Source organism: Acinetobacter sp. YH12151, from assembly GCF_013418355.1.
Taxonomy (GTDB): domain Bacteria; phylum Pseudomonadota; class Gammaproteobacteria; order Pseudomonadales; family Moraxellaceae; genus Acinetobacter; species Acinetobacter pseudolwoffii.
Genome location: NZ_VPCG01000006.1, coordinates 25,133 through 41,996, shown reverse-complemented (window position 1 = coordinate 41,996; position 16,864 = coordinate 25,133). Strand labels below are relative to the sequence as shown.

The window sequence follows — 16,864 nt, the reverse complement described above, 5'->3', positions numbered from 1 at the left end:
ATCTAAAGATTTTTAAGGAGTTATCAATGAATCATCCTTCAGAATTAAAGTACGCAAGTACGCATGAATGGGTACGCATTGAGGGTGATCTTGTTGTGACCGGTATTTCCGACCATGCACAGGATGCATTAGGTGATTTGGTCTATGTAGAGGCACCAGATCTTGATTCACACATCACTGCGGGTCAGCAAGCCGGTGTAGTTGAATCGGTCAAAACTGCGTCTGATATTCATGCACCTGTTTCTGGTATTGTTGTTGAAATCAATCCTGATCTTGAAGATGATCCTGATTTTATTAATGACGATCCCTATGGCAAAGGCTGGATCTATAAAATCAAACCAGACAATATGTCAGATGTTGAACACCTGCTTTCCAATACAGCATATGAAGCTGGCCTATAAACCCGCTTATATTTAGAAAATCAGCCTGCGGGCTGATTTTTTTTATGCCATAGATATTGTTCCGCTTTCCCAATCGGCTTCAATTACATATATTCATATTAAAATATTATTGTATTTTTCACGTATATTTCCTAAAGTACTGAACAGGACGCGCTGCACTCCTGAATATGCCACACTTATTTATAACAATAATTCCCCCATTCTAAGACCAGCGTCTCATCACCCATCATTTTAGGATAATCATGAATGCCATTGTAGCGCCGTTATGGACCAAGTCATTTGTACTGTGTCTGGCCAACAACCTGTTTTTATTTATTTTCTATTTTGCGCAAACCACAATTTTGCCGATTTATATCTTAAAAGAATTAGGTGGTAATCTGACCCAAGCTGGTCTGGCCATGACCTTATTTATGGTCTCTGCCATTGCAGTACGTCCTTTTAGTGGCTTAATTATCGAAAAATTTGGCATACGCAAAACTTTAATTGTCTCAGAAATATTTTTCAGTCTTTTTTCCTTAGCTTACCTGCTCGCTGATCAGCTCACGATTCTGTTTATCATCCGTTTCTTGCATGGCATCTGGTTTAGTATTCTGACCACAGCCTGTGTGCCGGTGGTCAACCAGTTTATTCCAGAACAGCGTAAAGGCGAAGGCATGGGTTATTTTGTCATGTCTGTCAATCTGGGAATTGTCCTGGGGCCTTTAATTGGTCTGAGTTTAATTGAATACTGGTCTTATTTTCAGGTCAGCACCTTGTTGATCGCTTTGGTTTTTATCGGCTTTATCTTCTGTTTACTGATTCCGGTCAAAGAGCCTGAAAAAATGATCGACAACACCGACAAGAAAACATCACTAGGGCTGACTGATTTTGTCGAAAAGAAAGCACTGCCTGTGGCAGGACTTGCCATGCTGATTTCCTTTTCTTATGCCAGCATCATGTCTTTTATCGCGCCATTTGCAGCCAGTAAGGATTTAATGGCCTATGCCGGTTTATTCTTTGTGATATTTGCAATTTCCATGATGAGCCTGCGTCCGATCACTGGAAAAATTTATGACCGCAAAGGTCCACAATACGTGATTTATCCGGCACTGCTGGCTTTTAGTCTGGGTCTGTTTTTACTGAGCCAGATTCAGACTTTATGGGGATTTATGCTGGCTGCGGTTCTGGTCGGAGTCGGTTTTGGTAGTGTGCAACCGTGCATTCAAACCTTAGCCATTCAACGTGCACCAAAACACCGGATTGGCTACGCAACTTCGACTTTTTATACCTGCTATGATCTGGGTATTGCCATTGGCTCAGTCCTGATCGGTGCTATCATTGCCGCTTATAGTTATCAAACTGCTTTTGTGATTTGTGCTGTCTTGACCCTAAGTAGTATGGGATATTTTCATCTGGTGGTTCAGGCTAAAGCAGTCAAAAATAGCTAACCCAAAACAGGCAGAATTCAAATCTACCTGTTTTGATTGTTTCCCAAGACAGTCTTTATTCAGCTACAGCTTGATTTTCTGCTGATTTTTCTTCAGGTTTTGGTTTTTGTAGCATAGAAAACTGCGTACTTTCTCCGACTGCTGCATTATCCTGACGATTACTTTTTAGCTTGATCTGTAAGCGTAATTCATTGGTGGAGTCGGCATTGCGTAACGCTTCCTCATAAGAAATTTCGCCCTGGTTATACAATTCAAATAAGGCCTGGTCAAAGGTTTGCATCCCCAATTCACGGGATTTTGCCATAATCGCTTTCAGCTCATGAAACTCACCTTTCAAAATCAGGTCGGAAATCAATGGTGTATTTAACATGATTTCAATCGCTGCACGACGGCCTTTACCATCCTGCGTCCGAATCAGACGCTGGGAAATAATCGCCTTCATATTCGAGGATAAATCCATCAATAACTGATTGCGGCGTTCTTCCGGGAAGAAGTTAATAATCCGGTCTAAAGTCTGATTGGCATTGTTGGAGTGCAAAGTTCCCAGACAAAGATGCCCGGTTTCGGCAAAAGCAATCGCATGTTCCATGGTTTCAGTATCACGAATTTCCCCGATCAGAATCACATCGGGTGCCTGACGCAAGGTATTTTTCAGCGCATTGTGCCAGGAATGACAGTCCACACCGACTTCACGATGCGTAATCATGGATTTTTTATGTTTATGTACATACTCCACCGGATCTTCCACGGTAATAATATGCCCGGCTGAATTTTCATTGCGGTAGTCAATCATCGCCGCGAGCGAGGTTGACTTTCCTGAGCCGGTTCCCCCGACCACCAGCACCAGACCACGTTTTTCCATAATCACATGTTTAAGTGAATCAGGAAGTTTGAGCTTCTGGAAATTTGGAATTTCTGCAGTAATAGTACGAATCACCATGCCAACATTGAGTTGTTGCTGGAACACGTTGACCCGAAAACGCGAAACACCCGGCACAGTGATAGCAAAGTTGCACTCCAGTTCTGTTTCAAATTCCTTGCGCTGCTTTTGATTCATCAGGCTATAGGCAAACAGCTTGGTTTTTTCAGCCGTCAGTTCTTGCTGTCCAAAAGGCTTCATTAAACCCTGATGTTTAATACTCGGTGGAAAGTCGGCGGTAATAAATAAATCTGAACCACCATATTCGACCACTTTGGTCAGCATGTGGTGCATGAATTTTCGTGCTTCTTCTAAGAGCTCTGTTGCAAACATCAAGATCCCCAAACAACCTGCCATGACATTAAATTATTGAAAAAAAGGTTATATATTCAAATGGATATATTGTCTTTTAATTGTGTAGGGATTTATCAGAGGACACAAACAGATTTTATTTATTTTATAAAATTTATCATCTTATTTGTGTGATGTATTTCATGTTAAGTCAATTTACTGGGAAGCACTTTAAGCTTCTAAAATAAAATGCACTTTCACCAAACCTGTTCAGAGAAAGTGCTTTTAAAGCTTTATGCACTGTGTTTTAGACAGCGAAGCGATAAATGCTGAGCAATGCCAAGCAACAACTGTTCAGTTTTTGCCCAGCCCAGACATCCATCAGTAACTGACTGACCATACACCATCTCTGCAGAAATTTTCTGGTTGCCATCCACCAGATGACTTTCCAGCATCACGCCGCGAACATTGGTCTGCAGGCGTTCTGCGACGATTTGCTCCAGCACTTTAGCTTGCAGCATTGGATTTTTCGCACTGTTGCCATGACTACAGTCAATCACCAGTGCTGGCAATTCTGCTGAGTATTTCGCTTTGATTTTCTCGATTTCTGAGCACTGGTAATTCGGCCCACTGTTTGAGCCACGTAAAATCAAATGTGCTTTAGGATTGCCCTGAGAGTTTAAAATACAGGGTAAACCGGACTGACTCATGCCCAGGAATTGATGCGGATGAGAGGCAGACTGGATTGCATCCAGAGCAATCTGGATTGAACCGTCAGTGCCGTTTTTGAAACCGATGCTGTAGGGCATGTGACTTGAGATTTCACGGTGAATTTGCGATTCACTGGTGCGTGCACCAATGGCACCCCACGCCAGTAGATCATCAAAATAAGCAGTTGCCATCGGGCTTAAAATTTCAGATGCAATTGGCAAGCCCATTTCAATAATTTTAAGGTATAAAGCACGGGATTTTTCCAGGCCCAATTGCATATTGGAAGAACCATCGAGGTTCGGATCGTAAAGAAAACCTTTCCAGCCCACGGTCGTGCGTGGTTTTTCGATATAAGCACGCATGACCAGAAAAATTTGATCAGACACCTGAGCTTGTAGCTGTTTTAATTTTTCTGCATATTCTAAAGCCGAGGCTTCGTCATGAATGGAACACGGGCCTGTAACCACCATTAATCGATGATCCTTGCCTTCTAATATATTTTGAATGGTTTGACGTTGTTCAGCGACTTGATGAGCCAATTGCGCAGACAGGGGCAATTGCTGTTTCAGTTGCTGAGGTAAAGTTAAAATGGTTTCAGCGTGATGTTGTTGTGATGTATTTAAGGTATTCATGACTTTAATCCTGGGACTGGCAATCAGTCCAAACTTTTATTTGAGCGTTATGGGTCTAATTAACGAGGTCGAGAGTGTCATGAGCTGACTAAAGTAAGACCAATAAAAGTTGTTAAAATATGAATAGTTAAAGTTTGTCATGGCTGTCTCCAAAGTTTTGTAAAAATGATAAGCATAAAAAAACCTGATCAGGGTTGCCGATCAGGTATAAACTGGTGGGCAACCTGTTCATTGCCCAAACGCATTCAGGCAATTATCTAAACTGCCAGAAATAAAAATATGCGTTTGAAATGATAGGTTGCTTTAACATGTTATGTCTTTCATAAAATGTGAATCTAAAATTAAAATACGCGGTCTCTGCGCATTTGACAAGCATTAAATATAAAAAAATATTTATTAACTTTTCTACTTTTATTTATCAATTTACTGAATAGTGTTGAATATCGATAAAATTGGCAAAACCTGTAAATTTAATATAGGTCTTGCCAATCAAACTTGTTTCAATACACAGATTAAAAATTAGTGTGTAACGCGATTCCAGGCATCACGTACCGCATATTTCGCCTGTTCCCAGTTTAAACGCGATTGGCCCTTCATCTGTTCCCATTTTACTCTAAGCTCAGGTTCAACATCTTCAAAACGGGTATTGGCATCATAGCTGCCGCGGTTTTCATAACCGACCCGATACGCCGTATCATAATCACGGTCATAATCCAGATCGCTATAGGTGGTACGAGCCTCTGAATAGTATGGTGTATTAATGGAATTATCACGCCAATAAGCTTGTTCTTCTGTTGGGTTCATTGCTTCGCCGACACCCTTACCTGCCAGACCGCCGACCACTGCACCAACAACCCCACCCACAGCTGCACCTACAGGGCCACCTGCTGCACCAATGGCTACACCTGCCGCTGCGCCACCTGCAGCGCCTACACCTGTACCAACAGGGTGTGCGCCCGGTTCACCGGTAATTGGATCGGCATTTAAATCATCACGCACATCTTTAGGAGAGTTTTTTATTACATCACGATCAAAATTATCATTCGACATAGCGCTTATCCTTATTCTTTAAAATGGTTTAATCACGTATTTTGATACGCTCTATTTAATATAAGCATCTCGAATGTAATGACATTAGCAGCTTTGTGTTAGTTCAGTGATTCTCTGTCAGGCTTTCATGCACTAATGTATCCTGAATTAAGTGAAACGCACATAAAAAAGACCGGTATTAAACCAGTCTTTTCAAAATCAAACGCTCACTTATTCAAAATGAATAACGGTACGAATTGATTTGCCTTCATGCATCAGGTCAAAAGCATCATTGATCTGTTCAAGCGGCATGGTATGCGTCACAAAAGGTTCAAGTTGAATTTCACCTTTCATGGATTGTTCTACCATGCTTGGTAATTGTGAACGACCCTTCACTCCACCGAATGCAGTCCCCATCCATTTACGGCCTGTGACTAACTGGAATGGACGGGTGGAAATTTCTTTACCTGCTCCAGCGACTCCAATAATCACCGACTGACCCCAGCCACGGTGCGCACATTCAAGCGCTGAACGCATCACATCAACATTACCGATACATTCAAATGAATGGTCTACGCCCCAACCCGTCATTTCTACAATTACCTGCTGGATTGGCTGATCAAATTCTTTTGGATTTAAGAAATCTGTGGCACCAAACTGTTTTGCCAGTTCAAACTTATCCGGATTGGTGTCTACCACAATAATACGACCTGCTTTGGCCTGACGTGCACCTTGTACCACAGCCAGACCGATACCGCCTAAACCGAATACTGCAACACTGTCGCCTTCTTGGACTTTGGCCGTGTTATGCACCGCACCAATACCAGTGGTTACGCCACAGCCGAGCAGGCAGACATGCTCATGATTGGCTTCAGGATTGATTTTTGCCAGGGAAACTTCAGCAACCACGGTATATTCAGAAAAGGTTGAGCAGCCCATATAATGATAAATCGGCTCACCATTATAAGAAAAACGTGTGGTTCCATCCGGCATGACACCCTTACCTTGAGTTGCACGCACAGCCACACACAAGTTGGTTTTGCCAGATTGACAGAACAAGCATTCGCCACATTCAGCAGTATAAAGCGGAATTACGTGATCGCCCGGTTTCAGACTGGTGACACCTTCACCAACTTCGACCACCACACCTGCGCCTTCATGGCCTAAAATCGCCGGAAATACGCCTTCAGGATCTTCACCAGACAACGTGAATGCATCGGTATGACACACTCCGGTATGGCTAATTTTTACCAATACTTCACCTGCTTTGGGTGGAGCAACATCTACTTCCACGATCTTTAAGGGCTGACCTGGACCAAACGCAACCGCTGCACGTGATTTCATGTAAAACTATCCTTTTTTGCTGATTTACAGATGACTAACAGTAACCTCTTTCTATTCGGAGATTCAACTATTAACATCAGAAGATAAGGAATAAAAAATCCTATAATTAATGGAACATCAATGACTAACCCTTCACCTTTTGTTTGTTTGAACATTTTAACTTTGAGCATGATTCTTTCTGGCTGCGAACTGGCTGCAAATACTGCTGAACAAGCAGAAATCACGCCGGTTCGACCTGCGCACTGGATTGATAATCAAATTTCAAAACAGCAGATGAATGAAGGAAAAACTGCTTTTTTACCACTCTATGATGGTTTTATGAGTATGGCCGCACGTTTGCACCTGATCAATAAAGCCCAATATCATCTGGATCTGCAATATTACATCTGGAAGGATGATTTTATCGGCAACATAATGCTGGCCCAGCTGTTAAAAGCCGCAGATCGCGGTGTCAAGGTGCGAGTGCAGATTGATGACCAAAATGGCACCCAGCTTGATGATAAACTGCTGGCCTTAAGCCAACACCCAAACTTTGAAGTGCGGATTTTTAATCCTTATAAATTCCGTCATTTGCGTGCGCTGGATTATGGCTTTAGAATGAAACAGATCAATCATCGCATGCACAATAAACTGATCATTGCAGACGGTACCGCAGCTGTCACTGGTGGCCGCAATATCAGCAGTGAATACTTTGATGCCAGCGAAAATTTCCAGTTTACCGATGTCGATATTTTCTTTGCAGGTCAACCCGTCGAAAATGCCAATCAGACCTTCATCAATTTCTGGAATGATAAACTGAGTTATGATGTTCGGCAGACTCTGAATGATTCAGGTCATCCGGAAATGTTAAAAAGGCTAAGAGCTGATTTTGCGCGCGAAGAAGTGGATGAAACTGAATTAAAACGCCGAGTAGGTATTGCCGAAAAACAAGTTGCAGAGCACTTAAAGAAACAACCTATCTACTGGGCACCGGCTTATTTTGTCGCGGATACACCTGCAAAAGCACGTCCGCATGCAAAAAATGGCGATTATATTTACACCCATATGCTTGAACTGATGGGCGAGCCGAAAAATCATCTGGAACTGGTCTCCTCGTATTTTATTCCCACACAAAAAGGCACAGATTATTTAAGTATGCGTGCACAACAGGGTGTCAAAATTAGAATCCTGACCAATTCTTTTCAGGCCAATGATGTAGCTGTGGTACATGCTTATTATCAGCAATATCGTCAGCAACTCTTGAAAAATGGCATCGAACTCTGGGAGTTTAAACCTTATATAGTCCGGCCAGAACGGACTTGGTATGAAATTATGACCGGTGACATCATCCCTGCCAAAAATAAAAACAGTTCGAGTCTACATGCCAAATTTTTTGATCTGGATGGTATGGTGTTTGTGGGTTCATTTAATTTTGATCCGCGTTCAGCTTATCTGAACACCGAAGTCGGTTTGGTGGTTAAATCGGAAGATTTTCAAAAGGAAATCTCTAATGCGATGAATCAATTTTTACCGCGCGTGGCCTATCAGCTCAAACTAAATGAAAAAGATGAAATAATCTGGTTAGAGCATCAAAAAGATGGCCGTACTATTCAGCATGTACATGACCCTGAAACCACAAAATTTCAGCGTTTTATGATGAATCTGGTGACAAAATTCCCCGGGGAATGGCTAATGTAATGACATTGTAATGACTTTGGTATTATACAACGTACAGAATCTATTTTCCGGGCATGGTAGCGTCAAGTCATCTGGCGCTATCATCGCTTAAAGGGTTTTACAGGCGATTAGCCTTGCTTTAAAATTCAACTTTTCCAATATTTTGCGATTTTTTCGCCCTCTACTCCCATGCAATTTTTTGATTTAAGCCGTCAGTTTAAATTCAGTGATATTCTGACGCCTGTAAAAACTCTCCATGATTTATCTCAGCAAGAATGGTATTTGGCCAAAATTCGGGTAGAACATGATTGTCTGTCTGAATCCGATATTATTCAGGGTCAAGTTGTTCTAAAATCCAGTGAAAATATACAGCTCGAGTTAGAGTGGTTGATTCACGATAGCGGTCATGATTTACAGGTATTATTCAAAGGTGTCGAAACTGAAGCGCTTGAAGAAACCTGCGTGATCTTAAAAGGCGCACAACTAGTCGATGAACAACAGCAATTGCTCTCTGCACAGGCGCTCAGTTTATGGATTGATGGGACGTTATTGCCGATGTTGCCAGAGATCCGTCAGGAAATTAAAACCCGTTTAAACCTGTGGGACTATGTGGAATATGATGGTTAATCGCCGAGTTTTCTATTTTTTAAAGAGCTCATGTGGCTCTTTTTTTATGATGTAAATAGCATTTTAGATTGATTAAATTGCCCTATCTTCAATTTTTTCAGACAATGCCAAGCTAAGTAAGTTGTTATAAAATTTATAAAAAATAATAAGAGAATCAAGACATGATTTCTGATAATGAATGGCATCAGATACGCCAAGTGGTCGCTGATGCACAACGGGCTGCCATGCATTGCTCTATTGCAACAGTCAATTGCAAAGGTTTTCCTAGTATTACTCCGATTGGAACCATATTTCTCAACAAAAAGACCAGTGCGGGTTTCTTTTTTGATACTTATTCCACTACTTTTTCTGAAAATTTACAGCATCAACCCATGGCCTGCATACAGGCCGTCAACAGTAGCAAACTGTTTTGGATTCATTCGTTGCTTAAAGGTAAATTTAAGCGTTATCCAGGAGTACGCTTATATGCAGAAATTGGCCCTTTACGTCCGGCCTCGCCAGAGGAAATACAGCAGGTGGAGTCTCGTATTCGAGCTTTAAAATGGACCAAAGGTAGCCAGTTAATCTGGTCCAGCTTTCATCATGTCCGGGAGATTAAAATCAATAGCTATCGCTGGGTCAAATATCCAAATATGTGAATGAATAAAGCTACTAACTTACAAATAGTAAGTTTATTTCTTATCTACAACCTAAAACCTCTTTAACCATTTTTTATCTGATTATTAGATTAAATATTAAACCAAACCCACATGCTCAAACATCATCCGGTAACTTTCGGCTTTTTTCTCCAGAGAAACCGGATATGCTCGAGAAGATGAAGGCATTCGATATAAATGCAGTTCGCGTCCTTCCAGGTTGGTTTGCGTCGGCTCTCCAATTTTGGGCTTTTCTGCATCTTCAGGCATAGACAGCATCATGGTATCGGTGGCTTTATCACCGGTGGTCATAATGTAGGTACATTCTGGGATCTGTAGCAATAAATCCTTTAAATTGGTCGGTACCACAATTTCCAGAAACTTATCTGAAGCATTGCCCGTCAGCCGTCTGATCTGAGAGGCACTATCAAAAATCGCAATTCCAGTCTCCAATAGAAATTCACGGATCAATGATTCCTGAAATTTTTTATTCTCAATATCCAGAAAATAATCTTTATTTTGAAAGAAAATTAAACCAAAAATCCGCCACATATCGTTTTGATAATTTGGATAATAAAAATTCATTTTCCAGCGAGTTGCTGGTGGTGGAAAACTACCCAACATCAGTAATTTGGCATTTGGCGGTAAAAAAGGCGGTAATGGATGCGTTTCAATATCAGACATAGAATTCCTTAAATTGAGAACTTTCAACTATTTTAGAGTGTCTGCCGAATCTTGCTAGCCACTTCTTGTCCCCAAAGTGTATAAACTTCCTTACTCGGATGAAAACCATCTGCAGCCATTTCTAAATTCATGGCACGATATTTTTCAATATCATATTCAATCCATTGCATGCTGTCTTGGCTTGCTACGAATTTCGCCAGTTGCTGATTCATTTTTTTGGCATATTGTCCAAATAACCAGGCCAAAGGATTTGGTAATGCCGGGAACATATTCATGGGTGGCACACCTGCTGCAATGACCAGTTCAGGACTGAATTTTTGTTGAATCATGGCATATAGTTTTTTCTGTTTTTGAATCCAGATATCAGCCGGCATGAGCTTGGTTACATCATTTACACCAACTGAGCTAATGACCACATCAAAATGTTCTGTCTCCAGTTGTTCTATGGCACGAATCACTTTAGCTGTGCTATCCCCTGTTTTTGCATGCAATTTCCATTGAATTTTAAAGTCATGCTGCAAATCTTTTAAAATGGCGCCCAGCAATGCATCATCCTGATGCTCTACCCCAACGCCGGCAGCCGCAGAATCGCCGACAATCAGTATAGAAAGCGGCTGGCCTTGACCGCACGTTCCTTCACGTTCACCCTCCGGTTCTGGGAGTTGCACAGTGTTTTTTTTGACGCGATTGCCCTGAATTACCAATACTGGAATTAATGCAAGAGTCGATATTTTCAGCCACATAAATCTATACTTTAAATATAAAACAATGAATTAGAACTTTATTGTAACCTGTCATGCTATGAGTTTTGATAAAACATCATGTAAATAATTGAATAAATATATAAAAATAATTGAAAGACAAATCTGTGTTTATAATTGATAATAATTATCATTACTATTTTTAAAATTAATTGGGGGATGATTTGAAATACTTATACTTAAGCACACTCTTACTAAGCGCACTATCATTACATAGTTTGGCAGATTCACCTTCCTCAATGGAGCAAGCACCTTATGCTGCAGCGTGTGAAGCAGTTCAACCCGAAAGCGACCTGTTAAAAAGTTTACAGCAGCAATTAAAGCAGTCTCCTGAAAACCGAGCCGGATTAATCCAACAATTCTGGGAAAAAGTGCAAAATCAAACTACACCGATTATTGAGCCACTTGATCAGGATCATGTTCGACTGATTTTTTTATGGAAAGCAGCCAAACATAATGTGCGTCTGGTCGGTGGCCCGAGTAATGATCATGAATGGTTGACTCGCCTGCCCGATACCGAGATCTGGTTTAAGGAAAATATTGTGAACCGTCGCTATATCGGCAGTTATAGTTTTGCAGTGGATTTACCAAATCTGGAGGGTTATCTATCGAATTACTGTGCACATTTAAACCCAGAACTCAAAGAGCCCCGGGCGCAGCGCCGTGTTGTATTGCAGGTATTACAACTTGATCCATTGAATCCAAAACGCTGGCTTAAAGAAAATACTGCCTCTAAACTGAGGAATGAAAATATTATCGCCCTGGATCAAGCCCCTCCCTTTATCGATCCTAAACGCTATCCAGATCATCCGCAGCCTGAACTAAAACGTTATCAGCTATCCAGCCAGTTTTTAAAAAATCAACGTCGCGTTGAAATCTATCAATCTAAAAAAACTGCACAACAATCTTATATCACGGCTATTTTCTTTGATGGAAATGAATATGCCCATTTGGTTGATGTGCCAAAAGTGCTGGATATTCTGGTGGAACAAGGCAAACTTCCACCGATTCAAGCGGTTTTTTTACATGCACCGAATAGTGAACTTCGTCCTAAAGAGCTGACACCAAACCCGAAATTTTCAGGTTTTTTTAATCAGGAATTTTTGCCTTGGCTCGATCAGAAAATTGTACGTGATAAGCAAAAAACAGTTCTTCTCGGTTCCAGTTTGGGAGGGCTGAGTGCAGCTTATCTTGCCTTGGAAAATCCGCAGCACATTAGTCATGCTGTGCCTTTATCCGGCTCGTTCTGGTGGTCACCTGAACCACACTCAAAAATCAATGGTATGAATCAATTGATTCATAACTTAAAGAATCAGCCTCAACAGTATTTTCATATTTCAGCGAATCGTTATGAATCTTCGCGTACCAACAATGACTTAAGTATTCTGGAAACGTCACCCATCGTGGCACAAGCTTTAAAATCCAAAGGGCATGAGGTCAGATATCAGGTTTATGAAGGCGCACATTCCTATGCAATTTGGCAGGTGATATTGCAAGATGCTTTGCTGCACTTCTTTGCAAATTCCAAAGAGTAGATAAAAAAATCCTGCATTTGCAGGATTTTTTTAATTTAGTTTTATTTTGTTTGAATATCATTCCAGCGGTTTAAACGTTTAAATGTGCCCAGGTCATTAAAACGTACGCCCACTTCTTTCATCACTTTATGCGCCGTTTTCGAGGTCATTTGACGAATATAAAAAGGCTCTTTAACGACAAAGTGATGAATCGCATGCGTGGCCCCAAAATTGCAGCAAAACAACTGAAATGGCATCATCCACCAAGGCGTCAGTACTTGTGTTTGCTTGATGACATCCCTCGGATCAATATCGCCATAATAATGCATATTCGAGCTGACAAATTGCAGGCTAAATGAACGGATAAAATTGGGAATCAGCCAGATGACTGCAATAAAATTAATGATTGGCATTGCTTCGATTACGACTTGCGACCAGCGCATCTCATAGCCAAATAAAGGCACGATTGCATTTGAAACATGGAACACGACAAATAAATAAAATAAGCCATAATAAAGAATGCTTAATGGCACAAAGCCCAATAGCTGGGAAATCATGGCAATTTTACGTTCTTTTTCAGGCTGTTTTTCCAGAAAAAGATGGATCATTTTAAACATCTGAAAAGGACGCAGATAAACCGACATCAATTGATCACTGATGATCAAAATCCGGCGAATTCCCCAGGGCATACCATTGCTGATTCCACGTTCTTCCAGATCATGTTCAGTTCCAGAATATTTATGATGATGCAGGTGTAAACGACGACGTGCCCACGGACTAATGGTATTTGGACGCGCCAACCACACCAAAGCCAGCATCAAGTGATGTGCCCAGGGCGTTTTATTGAAATACATATAATGAATTAAGTCATGCTCTAATTCATGCGTTAATGAAGCAAAAATTGCAATTAAAGGAATCGTCAGCCATACAGAAAGATAGCCATAGGCATAGGCCAATGCGCATAAAACCATACCGATCCAGGCAAAACCGAGAATACTGGCACCAATAAAATTTTGATGTTTCAATATTGGATAACGGTTACGTAAATCTTCACCTGCCTGTGTCACCACAGTTCTAACTTTGGAGATACGCTGCTGGTCTGTCATCTCTGAAGATGTAGACATATAGAGAACCTTTAATTTCTGGACAGTTGCACATTAAAGGAAATTAAAAAAAAGAAAAGTGATCTTTTGACTGTCCGAGCGAGTATGTCCAAGTTTTGGACAATTTTGGCACTTTTTCTAAGATGAATAAAAATACAGGGAGGTCATGCGTAATTTTTTATGAGATTCAGTCTCTAAAAAATCTGTTTTTTAACAGCAATTTATCTCTATATTAATTAAACTTGGTTTGCCTTGAAATAATAAATATTTCATTATTAAAAGCTTATCAAACTACCTGATCCTGATTAATCGAATTAACGAGCTTTGTTTTCTTTACACAGGATAGTGCATGTATTTGGCACATTTTTATCTGTAACTTTGATAACGCCAGCATTAGCGTTGACTTTGCAAAGCAATTTTTTCAAGTGAAATTACCAGCAAAAAAATTTCTGAAGTTCTAGAAAAGTAAAAAGCCCCTTATGGAGCTTTTAGATTTTAAATCTTAGCCTAATTTATTCACCAATTTCAGCGGCAATATTTTCATCGCCAGACCCAATGGCAGCCATGGCCATTTTGGCACATAAGCCTTTACTGGCACTTTTTCAATTTCAGCAGCAAGTAAACGCGATCCGGTTTTTTCATCCACTTCAAATGGCAGTTTCTTGGCGCCTTCATTAAGTTCGGTACGAATATAGCCCGGGAAAATTGTGGTGACTTTGATTGGCGTATCAATCAGTTCGGCACGAATCCCTTCGGCCAGATGTGCAACACCTGCTTTACTTGCACCATAAGCGGTTAAATGTTTAGGCATACCGCGCATGGCACTCATTGAAGAAATCATGACCAGATGGCCTGAATTTTGCGCCCGGAAAATCTCTACTGCTGCTTCACATTGCGCCAAGGCCGAAATAAAATTGGTTTCAACTGTGGCCTTATTAATGGCAAAGTTTCCCTTGCCAATACGACGGCCTTCACCAACTCCGGCATTGACAATCACCCGGTCAATCGTGCCAAAATCTTGTTTAAAAGCACGAAATACGTCAAAGACCTGATCATAATTAGTGACATCTAAAGTTTTAGCAATTACTTGAATGCCGTATTGACTCTCCAACTCTTGTTTAAGTATTTCCAAACGATCCAGGCGACGCGCGCAGATGGCCAGGTTATAGCCTTTCTGAGCAAATTCGCGTGCCATACCTGCACCAATTCCTGAACTTGCACCAGTAATTAAAATTGTTTTTGCCATGTGTTTTACCTTATTCCTTTATTTTTCTAAGCAATCAGATTTGCAATATAGATTTAAATCCAGGTCAATAAATCCGGACGTTGCGCTTTAATATAATGATGTTCATTTAGGCTTAATAGCTGGGGTTGGTTGCCTACCAGACGTAGCGTGGTCATGCTGGTATTGGTAATTGCCCAGTTTAAAGCAAAAGTTTTATTCGGAGACAAACCGAGAATTTTGCCCGCAGCAACCGAAATGACTCCGCCCGACGTAAACACTACAGCATAGCGCGGTTTCTTTTCAGCCAGATCATCACACAAATGCTGCAATGCCGTTTCCACCCGATGTTTGAAATCTGGCCAGGATTCTTCATATTCATGGTGATAGTCACCGCCAGTCCAGCGCTCAATTGCACCTTCAAAAATTTTACTTAAATAGGCGCGTGGATTGGCATGCTGCGATACATCTTCTTTCAGCAGTTCTGGCTGATTAAAGCGTGGCTCATATTGAGCAAAGACTTGTTGATGATTAAATTCGTTCCAAGCTGAATCTGTAACTGGCTCACTTTCAGGAAAACATTCAGCCAAGGCCAATTGCGCCGTTTGTTGATGACGCTGCATGGAGCCTGCCACCACATAAGGTGCTTCTTTTAAAATTTCATCAAAATAGCGGCCCAATAATTTGGCTTGTAATTCACCATTTGGAGAAAGTTTGTCATAGCTTTCTGCACCGAAAGACGCCTGTCCATGGCGGATTAAATAAATCGTCGTCATTTCGGCATGAACTCCTTAAATTTGGTCATATATTTCTGTGCAATATCATTGGCCTCAATTTTCTGGCGGCCAATCAGTTTTAAGGCACGAATATGCAAGGCATGAATCACAATCCAGAAATCCTTAAATGCTGGATTATTGGTCTGTTTATGATAATAGCGATAATAAATTTGCTGCGCGATCACCGCTAAACGGAAAATTCCAAAGACTTCATAGAAGGTCCAGTTTTCAGGGGTTAATCCGGTTTTTTCCAGATAATAATCCACCACTTCTTTACGGCTAAACATGCCTTTTAAGTTGGTGGGTTGACGACGTGTGGCTTTAAAAATTGCATTATCCGTATCTTCAACCCAGTAAGCCAAAGCTGAACCCAGATCCATCAATGGATCACCGAGTGTCGCCATTTCCCAATCCAGAACGCCAATGACTTGAGTCGGATCGTTTGGATCTAAAATGACATTATCAAAACGCCAGTCATTGTGAATCAGACAGGTTTTAGCATCCACTGGGGTATTGTCTTTAAGCCACTGACGGACATATCTGAAAGATGGCACATTCAAGGTCTTGGCTTTGGCATAACGTGCATCCCAACCATCTACCTGACGATGACAATAGCCCTCGCCTTTGCCTAATTTCTCCAGTTCAGTACCCACATAAGGCACCTGATGCAACTCAATCAGCTTATCAATGACGTTAATACACAGTTCACGTACCTGAGCTTCATTAAAATTCAGTTCTCTGGGTAAATTGGCGCGTGGAATAATGCCTTCAATGCGTTTCATCACATAGAAGTCGCAGCCAATCACGGATTCATCCTGACAAAGTGCCACCATCTCTGGTAATACCGGATAAAACTCGGAAAGTGCGTGCTGAACCTTAAATTCACGGGCCATGTCGTGGGCAGATTTGGCTTTGGTACCTTTGGGTGGACGACGCAGAATTAGATCGGCATTGGTATATTTCAGACGATAAGTCCAGTTCGATGCGCCACCCGAATATTGAGTAACTTCGACCGGACCTTCAAGTTGAACTCCCTGCCCAATCAGCCAGTTTCCTACAGCCTGAACATCCAGTTCCTCACCTGCACGAACCGATCCACCGACATCAATAACTGCCATAATTTTTCCTTCAA

16 protein-coding genes are annotated in these 16,864 nt (G+C 41.2%); 6 read left to right on the top strand and 10 right to left on the bottom strand.

Annotated elements, in window-relative coordinates; all coding sequences use genetic code 11:
• Nucleotides 1-26: 26 nt before the first annotated feature.
• On the top strand, nucleotides 27-401 hold the full coding sequence (gcvH, locus tag FTU82_RS03495) for a glycine cleavage system protein GcvH (RefSeq protein WP_005097000.1): 375 nt from the start codon (nucleotides 27-29) through the stop codon (nucleotides 399-401).
• A gap of 242 nt (nucleotides 402-643) precedes the next feature.
• Nucleotides 644-1,828 (top strand): MFS transporter, encoded by a 1,185-nt coding sequence (locus tag FTU82_RS03490; protein ID WP_100328583.1) that lies wholly within the window; start codon nucleotides 644-646, stop codon nucleotides 1,826-1,828.
• Nucleotides 1,829-1,883: 55 nt separating this feature from the next.
• Here the strand turns inward: FTU82_RS03490 and FTU82_RS03485 are convergent, their stop codons facing one another.
• The 4 genes from FTU82_RS03485 to FTU82_RS03470 form a co-directional block, all read right to left on the bottom strand.
• Nucleotides 1,884-3,080, bottom strand: a complete 1,197-nt coding sequence (locus FTU82_RS03485) for a PilT/PilU family type 4a pilus ATPase (protein WP_180075408.1) — start codon at nucleotides 3,078-3,080, stop codon at nucleotides 1,884-1,886.
• Nucleotides 3,081-3,331: 251 nt separating this feature from the next.
• The gene (locus FTU82_RS03480) at nucleotides 3,332-4,381 is read right to left on the bottom strand and encodes a 3-deoxy-7-phosphoheptulonate synthase (protein WP_180085359.1); all 1,050 of its coding nucleotides are present in this window, start codon (nucleotides 4,379-4,381) and stop codon (nucleotides 3,332-3,334) included.
• 519 nt (nucleotides 4,382-4,900) lie between these two features.
• Nucleotides 4,901-5,431 carry a hypothetical protein gene (locus FTU82_RS03475; RefSeq protein WP_005097004.1) on the bottom strand — a complete coding sequence of 177 codons (531 nt, stop codon included), beginning with the start codon at nucleotides 5,429-5,431 and terminating at the stop codon, nucleotides 4,901-4,903.
• Between the two features lie 210 nt (nucleotides 5,432-5,641).
• Complete coding sequence (locus FTU82_RS03470; protein WP_005170751.1) at nucleotides 5,642-6,754, bottom strand: S-(hydroxymethyl)glutathione dehydrogenase/class III alcohol dehydrogenase; 1,113 nt, start codon at nucleotides 6,752-6,754, stop codon at nucleotides 5,642-5,644.
• A 120-nt stretch (nucleotides 6,755-6,874) separates the two neighbouring features.
• Between FTU82_RS03470 and FTU82_RS03465 the strand changes: the two genes are divergently transcribed.
• From FTU82_RS03465 to FTU82_RS03455, 3 genes are all read left to right on the top strand, one after another.
• Nucleotides 6,875-8,431: a phospholipase D family protein gene (locus FTU82_RS03465; RefSeq protein WP_180077809.1), complete on the top strand. Its 1,557-nt coding sequence runs from the start codon at nucleotides 6,875-6,877 to the stop codon at nucleotides 8,429-8,431.
• A 168-nt stretch (nucleotides 8,432-8,599) separates the two neighbouring features.
• Entirely contained in the window at nucleotides 8,600-9,037 is a 438-nt protein-coding gene (locus FTU82_RS03460; RefSeq protein WP_005097007.1) for a hypothetical protein, read from the top strand.
• 161 nt (nucleotides 9,038-9,198) lie between these two features.
• The gene (locus FTU82_RS03455) at nucleotides 9,199-9,675 is read left to right on the top strand and encodes a hypothetical protein (RefSeq protein WP_005097009.1); all 477 of its coding nucleotides are present in this window, start codon (nucleotides 9,199-9,201) and stop codon (nucleotides 9,673-9,675) included.
• A gap of 96 nt (nucleotides 9,676-9,771) precedes the next feature.
• On the opposite strand, the gene FTU82_RS03450 is transcribed toward FTU82_RS03455, so the two are convergent.
• Both FTU82_RS03450 and FTU82_RS03445 read right to left on the bottom strand, forming a co-directional pair.
• Entirely contained in the window at nucleotides 9,772-10,356 is a 585-nt protein-coding gene (locus tag FTU82_RS03450) for a uracil-DNA glycosylase family protein (protein WP_005097010.1), read from the bottom strand.
• A gap of 32 nt (nucleotides 10,357-10,388) precedes the next feature.
• Nucleotides 10,389-11,099, bottom strand: a complete 711-nt coding sequence (locus tag FTU82_RS03445) for an SGNH/GDSL hydrolase family protein (protein ID WP_180049332.1) — start codon at nucleotides 11,097-11,099, stop codon at nucleotides 10,389-10,391.
• Between the two features lie 182 nt (nucleotides 11,100-11,281).
• Between FTU82_RS03445 and FTU82_RS03440 the strand changes: the two genes are divergently transcribed.
• Nucleotides 11,282-12,652 carry an alpha/beta hydrolase-fold protein gene (locus FTU82_RS03440; protein WP_257221893.1) on the top strand — a complete coding sequence of 457 codons (1,371 nt, stop codon included), beginning with the start codon at nucleotides 11,282-11,284 and terminating at the stop codon, nucleotides 12,650-12,652.
• A gap of 41 nt (nucleotides 12,653-12,693) precedes the next feature.
• Here FTU82_RS03440 and FTU82_RS03435 read toward each other — a convergent pair whose 3' ends face one another.
• The 4 genes from FTU82_RS03435 to FTU82_RS03420 all read right to left on the bottom strand — a co-directional run bounded on the left by FTU82_RS03435 (nucleotide 12,694) and on the right by FTU82_RS03420 (nucleotide 16,850).
• Nucleotides 12,694-13,755, bottom strand: coding sequence for a fatty acid desaturase (locus tag FTU82_RS03435; protein WP_180101020.1), 1,062 nt, complete (start codon nucleotides 13,753-13,755; stop codon nucleotides 12,694-12,696).
• A 481-nt stretch (nucleotides 13,756-14,236) separates the two neighbouring features.
• Nucleotides 14,237-14,980 carry an SDR family oxidoreductase gene (locus tag FTU82_RS03430; protein WP_100354797.1) on the bottom strand — a complete coding sequence of 248 codons (744 nt, stop codon included), beginning with the start codon at nucleotides 14,978-14,980 and terminating at the stop codon, nucleotides 14,237-14,239.
• A gap of 53 nt (nucleotides 14,981-15,033) precedes the next feature.
• Nucleotides 15,034-15,732 (bottom strand): histidine phosphatase family protein, encoded by a 699-nt coding sequence (locus FTU82_RS03425; protein ID WP_005097015.1) that lies wholly within the window; start codon nucleotides 15,730-15,732, stop codon nucleotides 15,034-15,036.
• Nucleotides 15,729-16,850 (bottom strand): phosphotransferase family protein, encoded by a 1,122-nt coding sequence (locus tag FTU82_RS03420; protein ID WP_005097016.1) that lies wholly within the window; start codon nucleotides 16,848-16,850, stop codon nucleotides 15,729-15,731. Before FTU82_RS03420 ends, FTU82_RS03425 begins: the two co-directional genes overlap by 4 nt.
• Between the last annotated feature and the right edge of the window lie 14 nt (nucleotides 16,851-16,864).

Bases quoted from the DNA above. Each gene is read 5' to 3' on its own strand.
- gcvH (WP_005097000.1), top strand. From the start codon at position 27: ATGAATCATCCTTCAGAATTAAAGTACGCAAGTACGCATGAATGGGTA.
- FTU82_RS03490 (WP_100328583.1), top strand. From the start codon at position 644: ATGAATGCCATTGTAGCGCCGTTATGGACCAAGTCATTTGTACTGTGT.
- FTU82_RS03485 (WP_180075408.1), bottom strand. From the start codon at position 3,080: ATGTTTGCAACAGAGCTCTTAGAAGAAGCACGAAAATTCATGCACCAC.
- FTU82_RS03480 (WP_180085359.1), bottom strand. From the start codon at position 4,381: ATGAATACCTTAAATACATCACAACAACATCACGCTGAAACCATTTTA.
- FTU82_RS03475 (WP_005097004.1), bottom strand. From the start codon at position 5,431: ATGTCGAATGATAATTTTGATCGTGATGTAATAAAAAACTCTCCTAAA.
- FTU82_RS03470 (WP_005170751.1), bottom strand. From the start codon at position 6,754: ATGAAATCACGTGCAGCGGTTGCGTTTGGTCCAGGTCAGCCCTTAAAG.
- FTU82_RS03465 (WP_180077809.1), top strand. From the start codon at position 6,875: ATGACTAACCCTTCACCTTTTGTTTGTTTGAACATTTTAACTTTGAGC.
- FTU82_RS03460 (WP_005097007.1), top strand. From the start codon at position 8,600: ATGCAATTTTTTGATTTAAGCCGTCAGTTTAAATTCAGTGATATTCTG.
- FTU82_RS03455 (WP_005097009.1), top strand. From the start codon at position 9,199: ATGATTTCTGATAATGAATGGCATCAGATACGCCAAGTGGTCGCTGAT.
- FTU82_RS03450 (WP_005097010.1), bottom strand. From the start codon at position 10,356: ATGTCTGATATTGAAACGCATCCATTACCGCCTTTTTTACCGCCAAAT.
- FTU82_RS03445 (WP_180049332.1), bottom strand. From the start codon at position 11,099: ATGTGGCTGAAAATATCGACTCTTGCATTAATTCCAGTATTGGTAATT.
- FTU82_RS03435 (WP_180101020.1), bottom strand. From the start codon at position 13,755: ATGTCTACATCTTCAGAGATGACAGACCAGCAGCGTATCTCCAAAGTT.
- FTU82_RS03430 (WP_100354797.1), bottom strand. From the start codon at position 14,980: ATGGCAAAAACAATTTTAATTACTGGTGCAAGTTCAGGAATTGGTGCA.
- FTU82_RS03425 (WP_005097015.1), bottom strand. From the start codon at position 15,732: ATGACGACGATTTATTTAATCCGCCATGGACAGGCGTCTTTCGGTGCA.
- FTU82_RS03420 (WP_005097016.1), bottom strand. From the start codon at position 16,850: ATGGCAGTTATTGATGTCGGTGGATCGGTTCGTGCAGGTGAGGAACTG.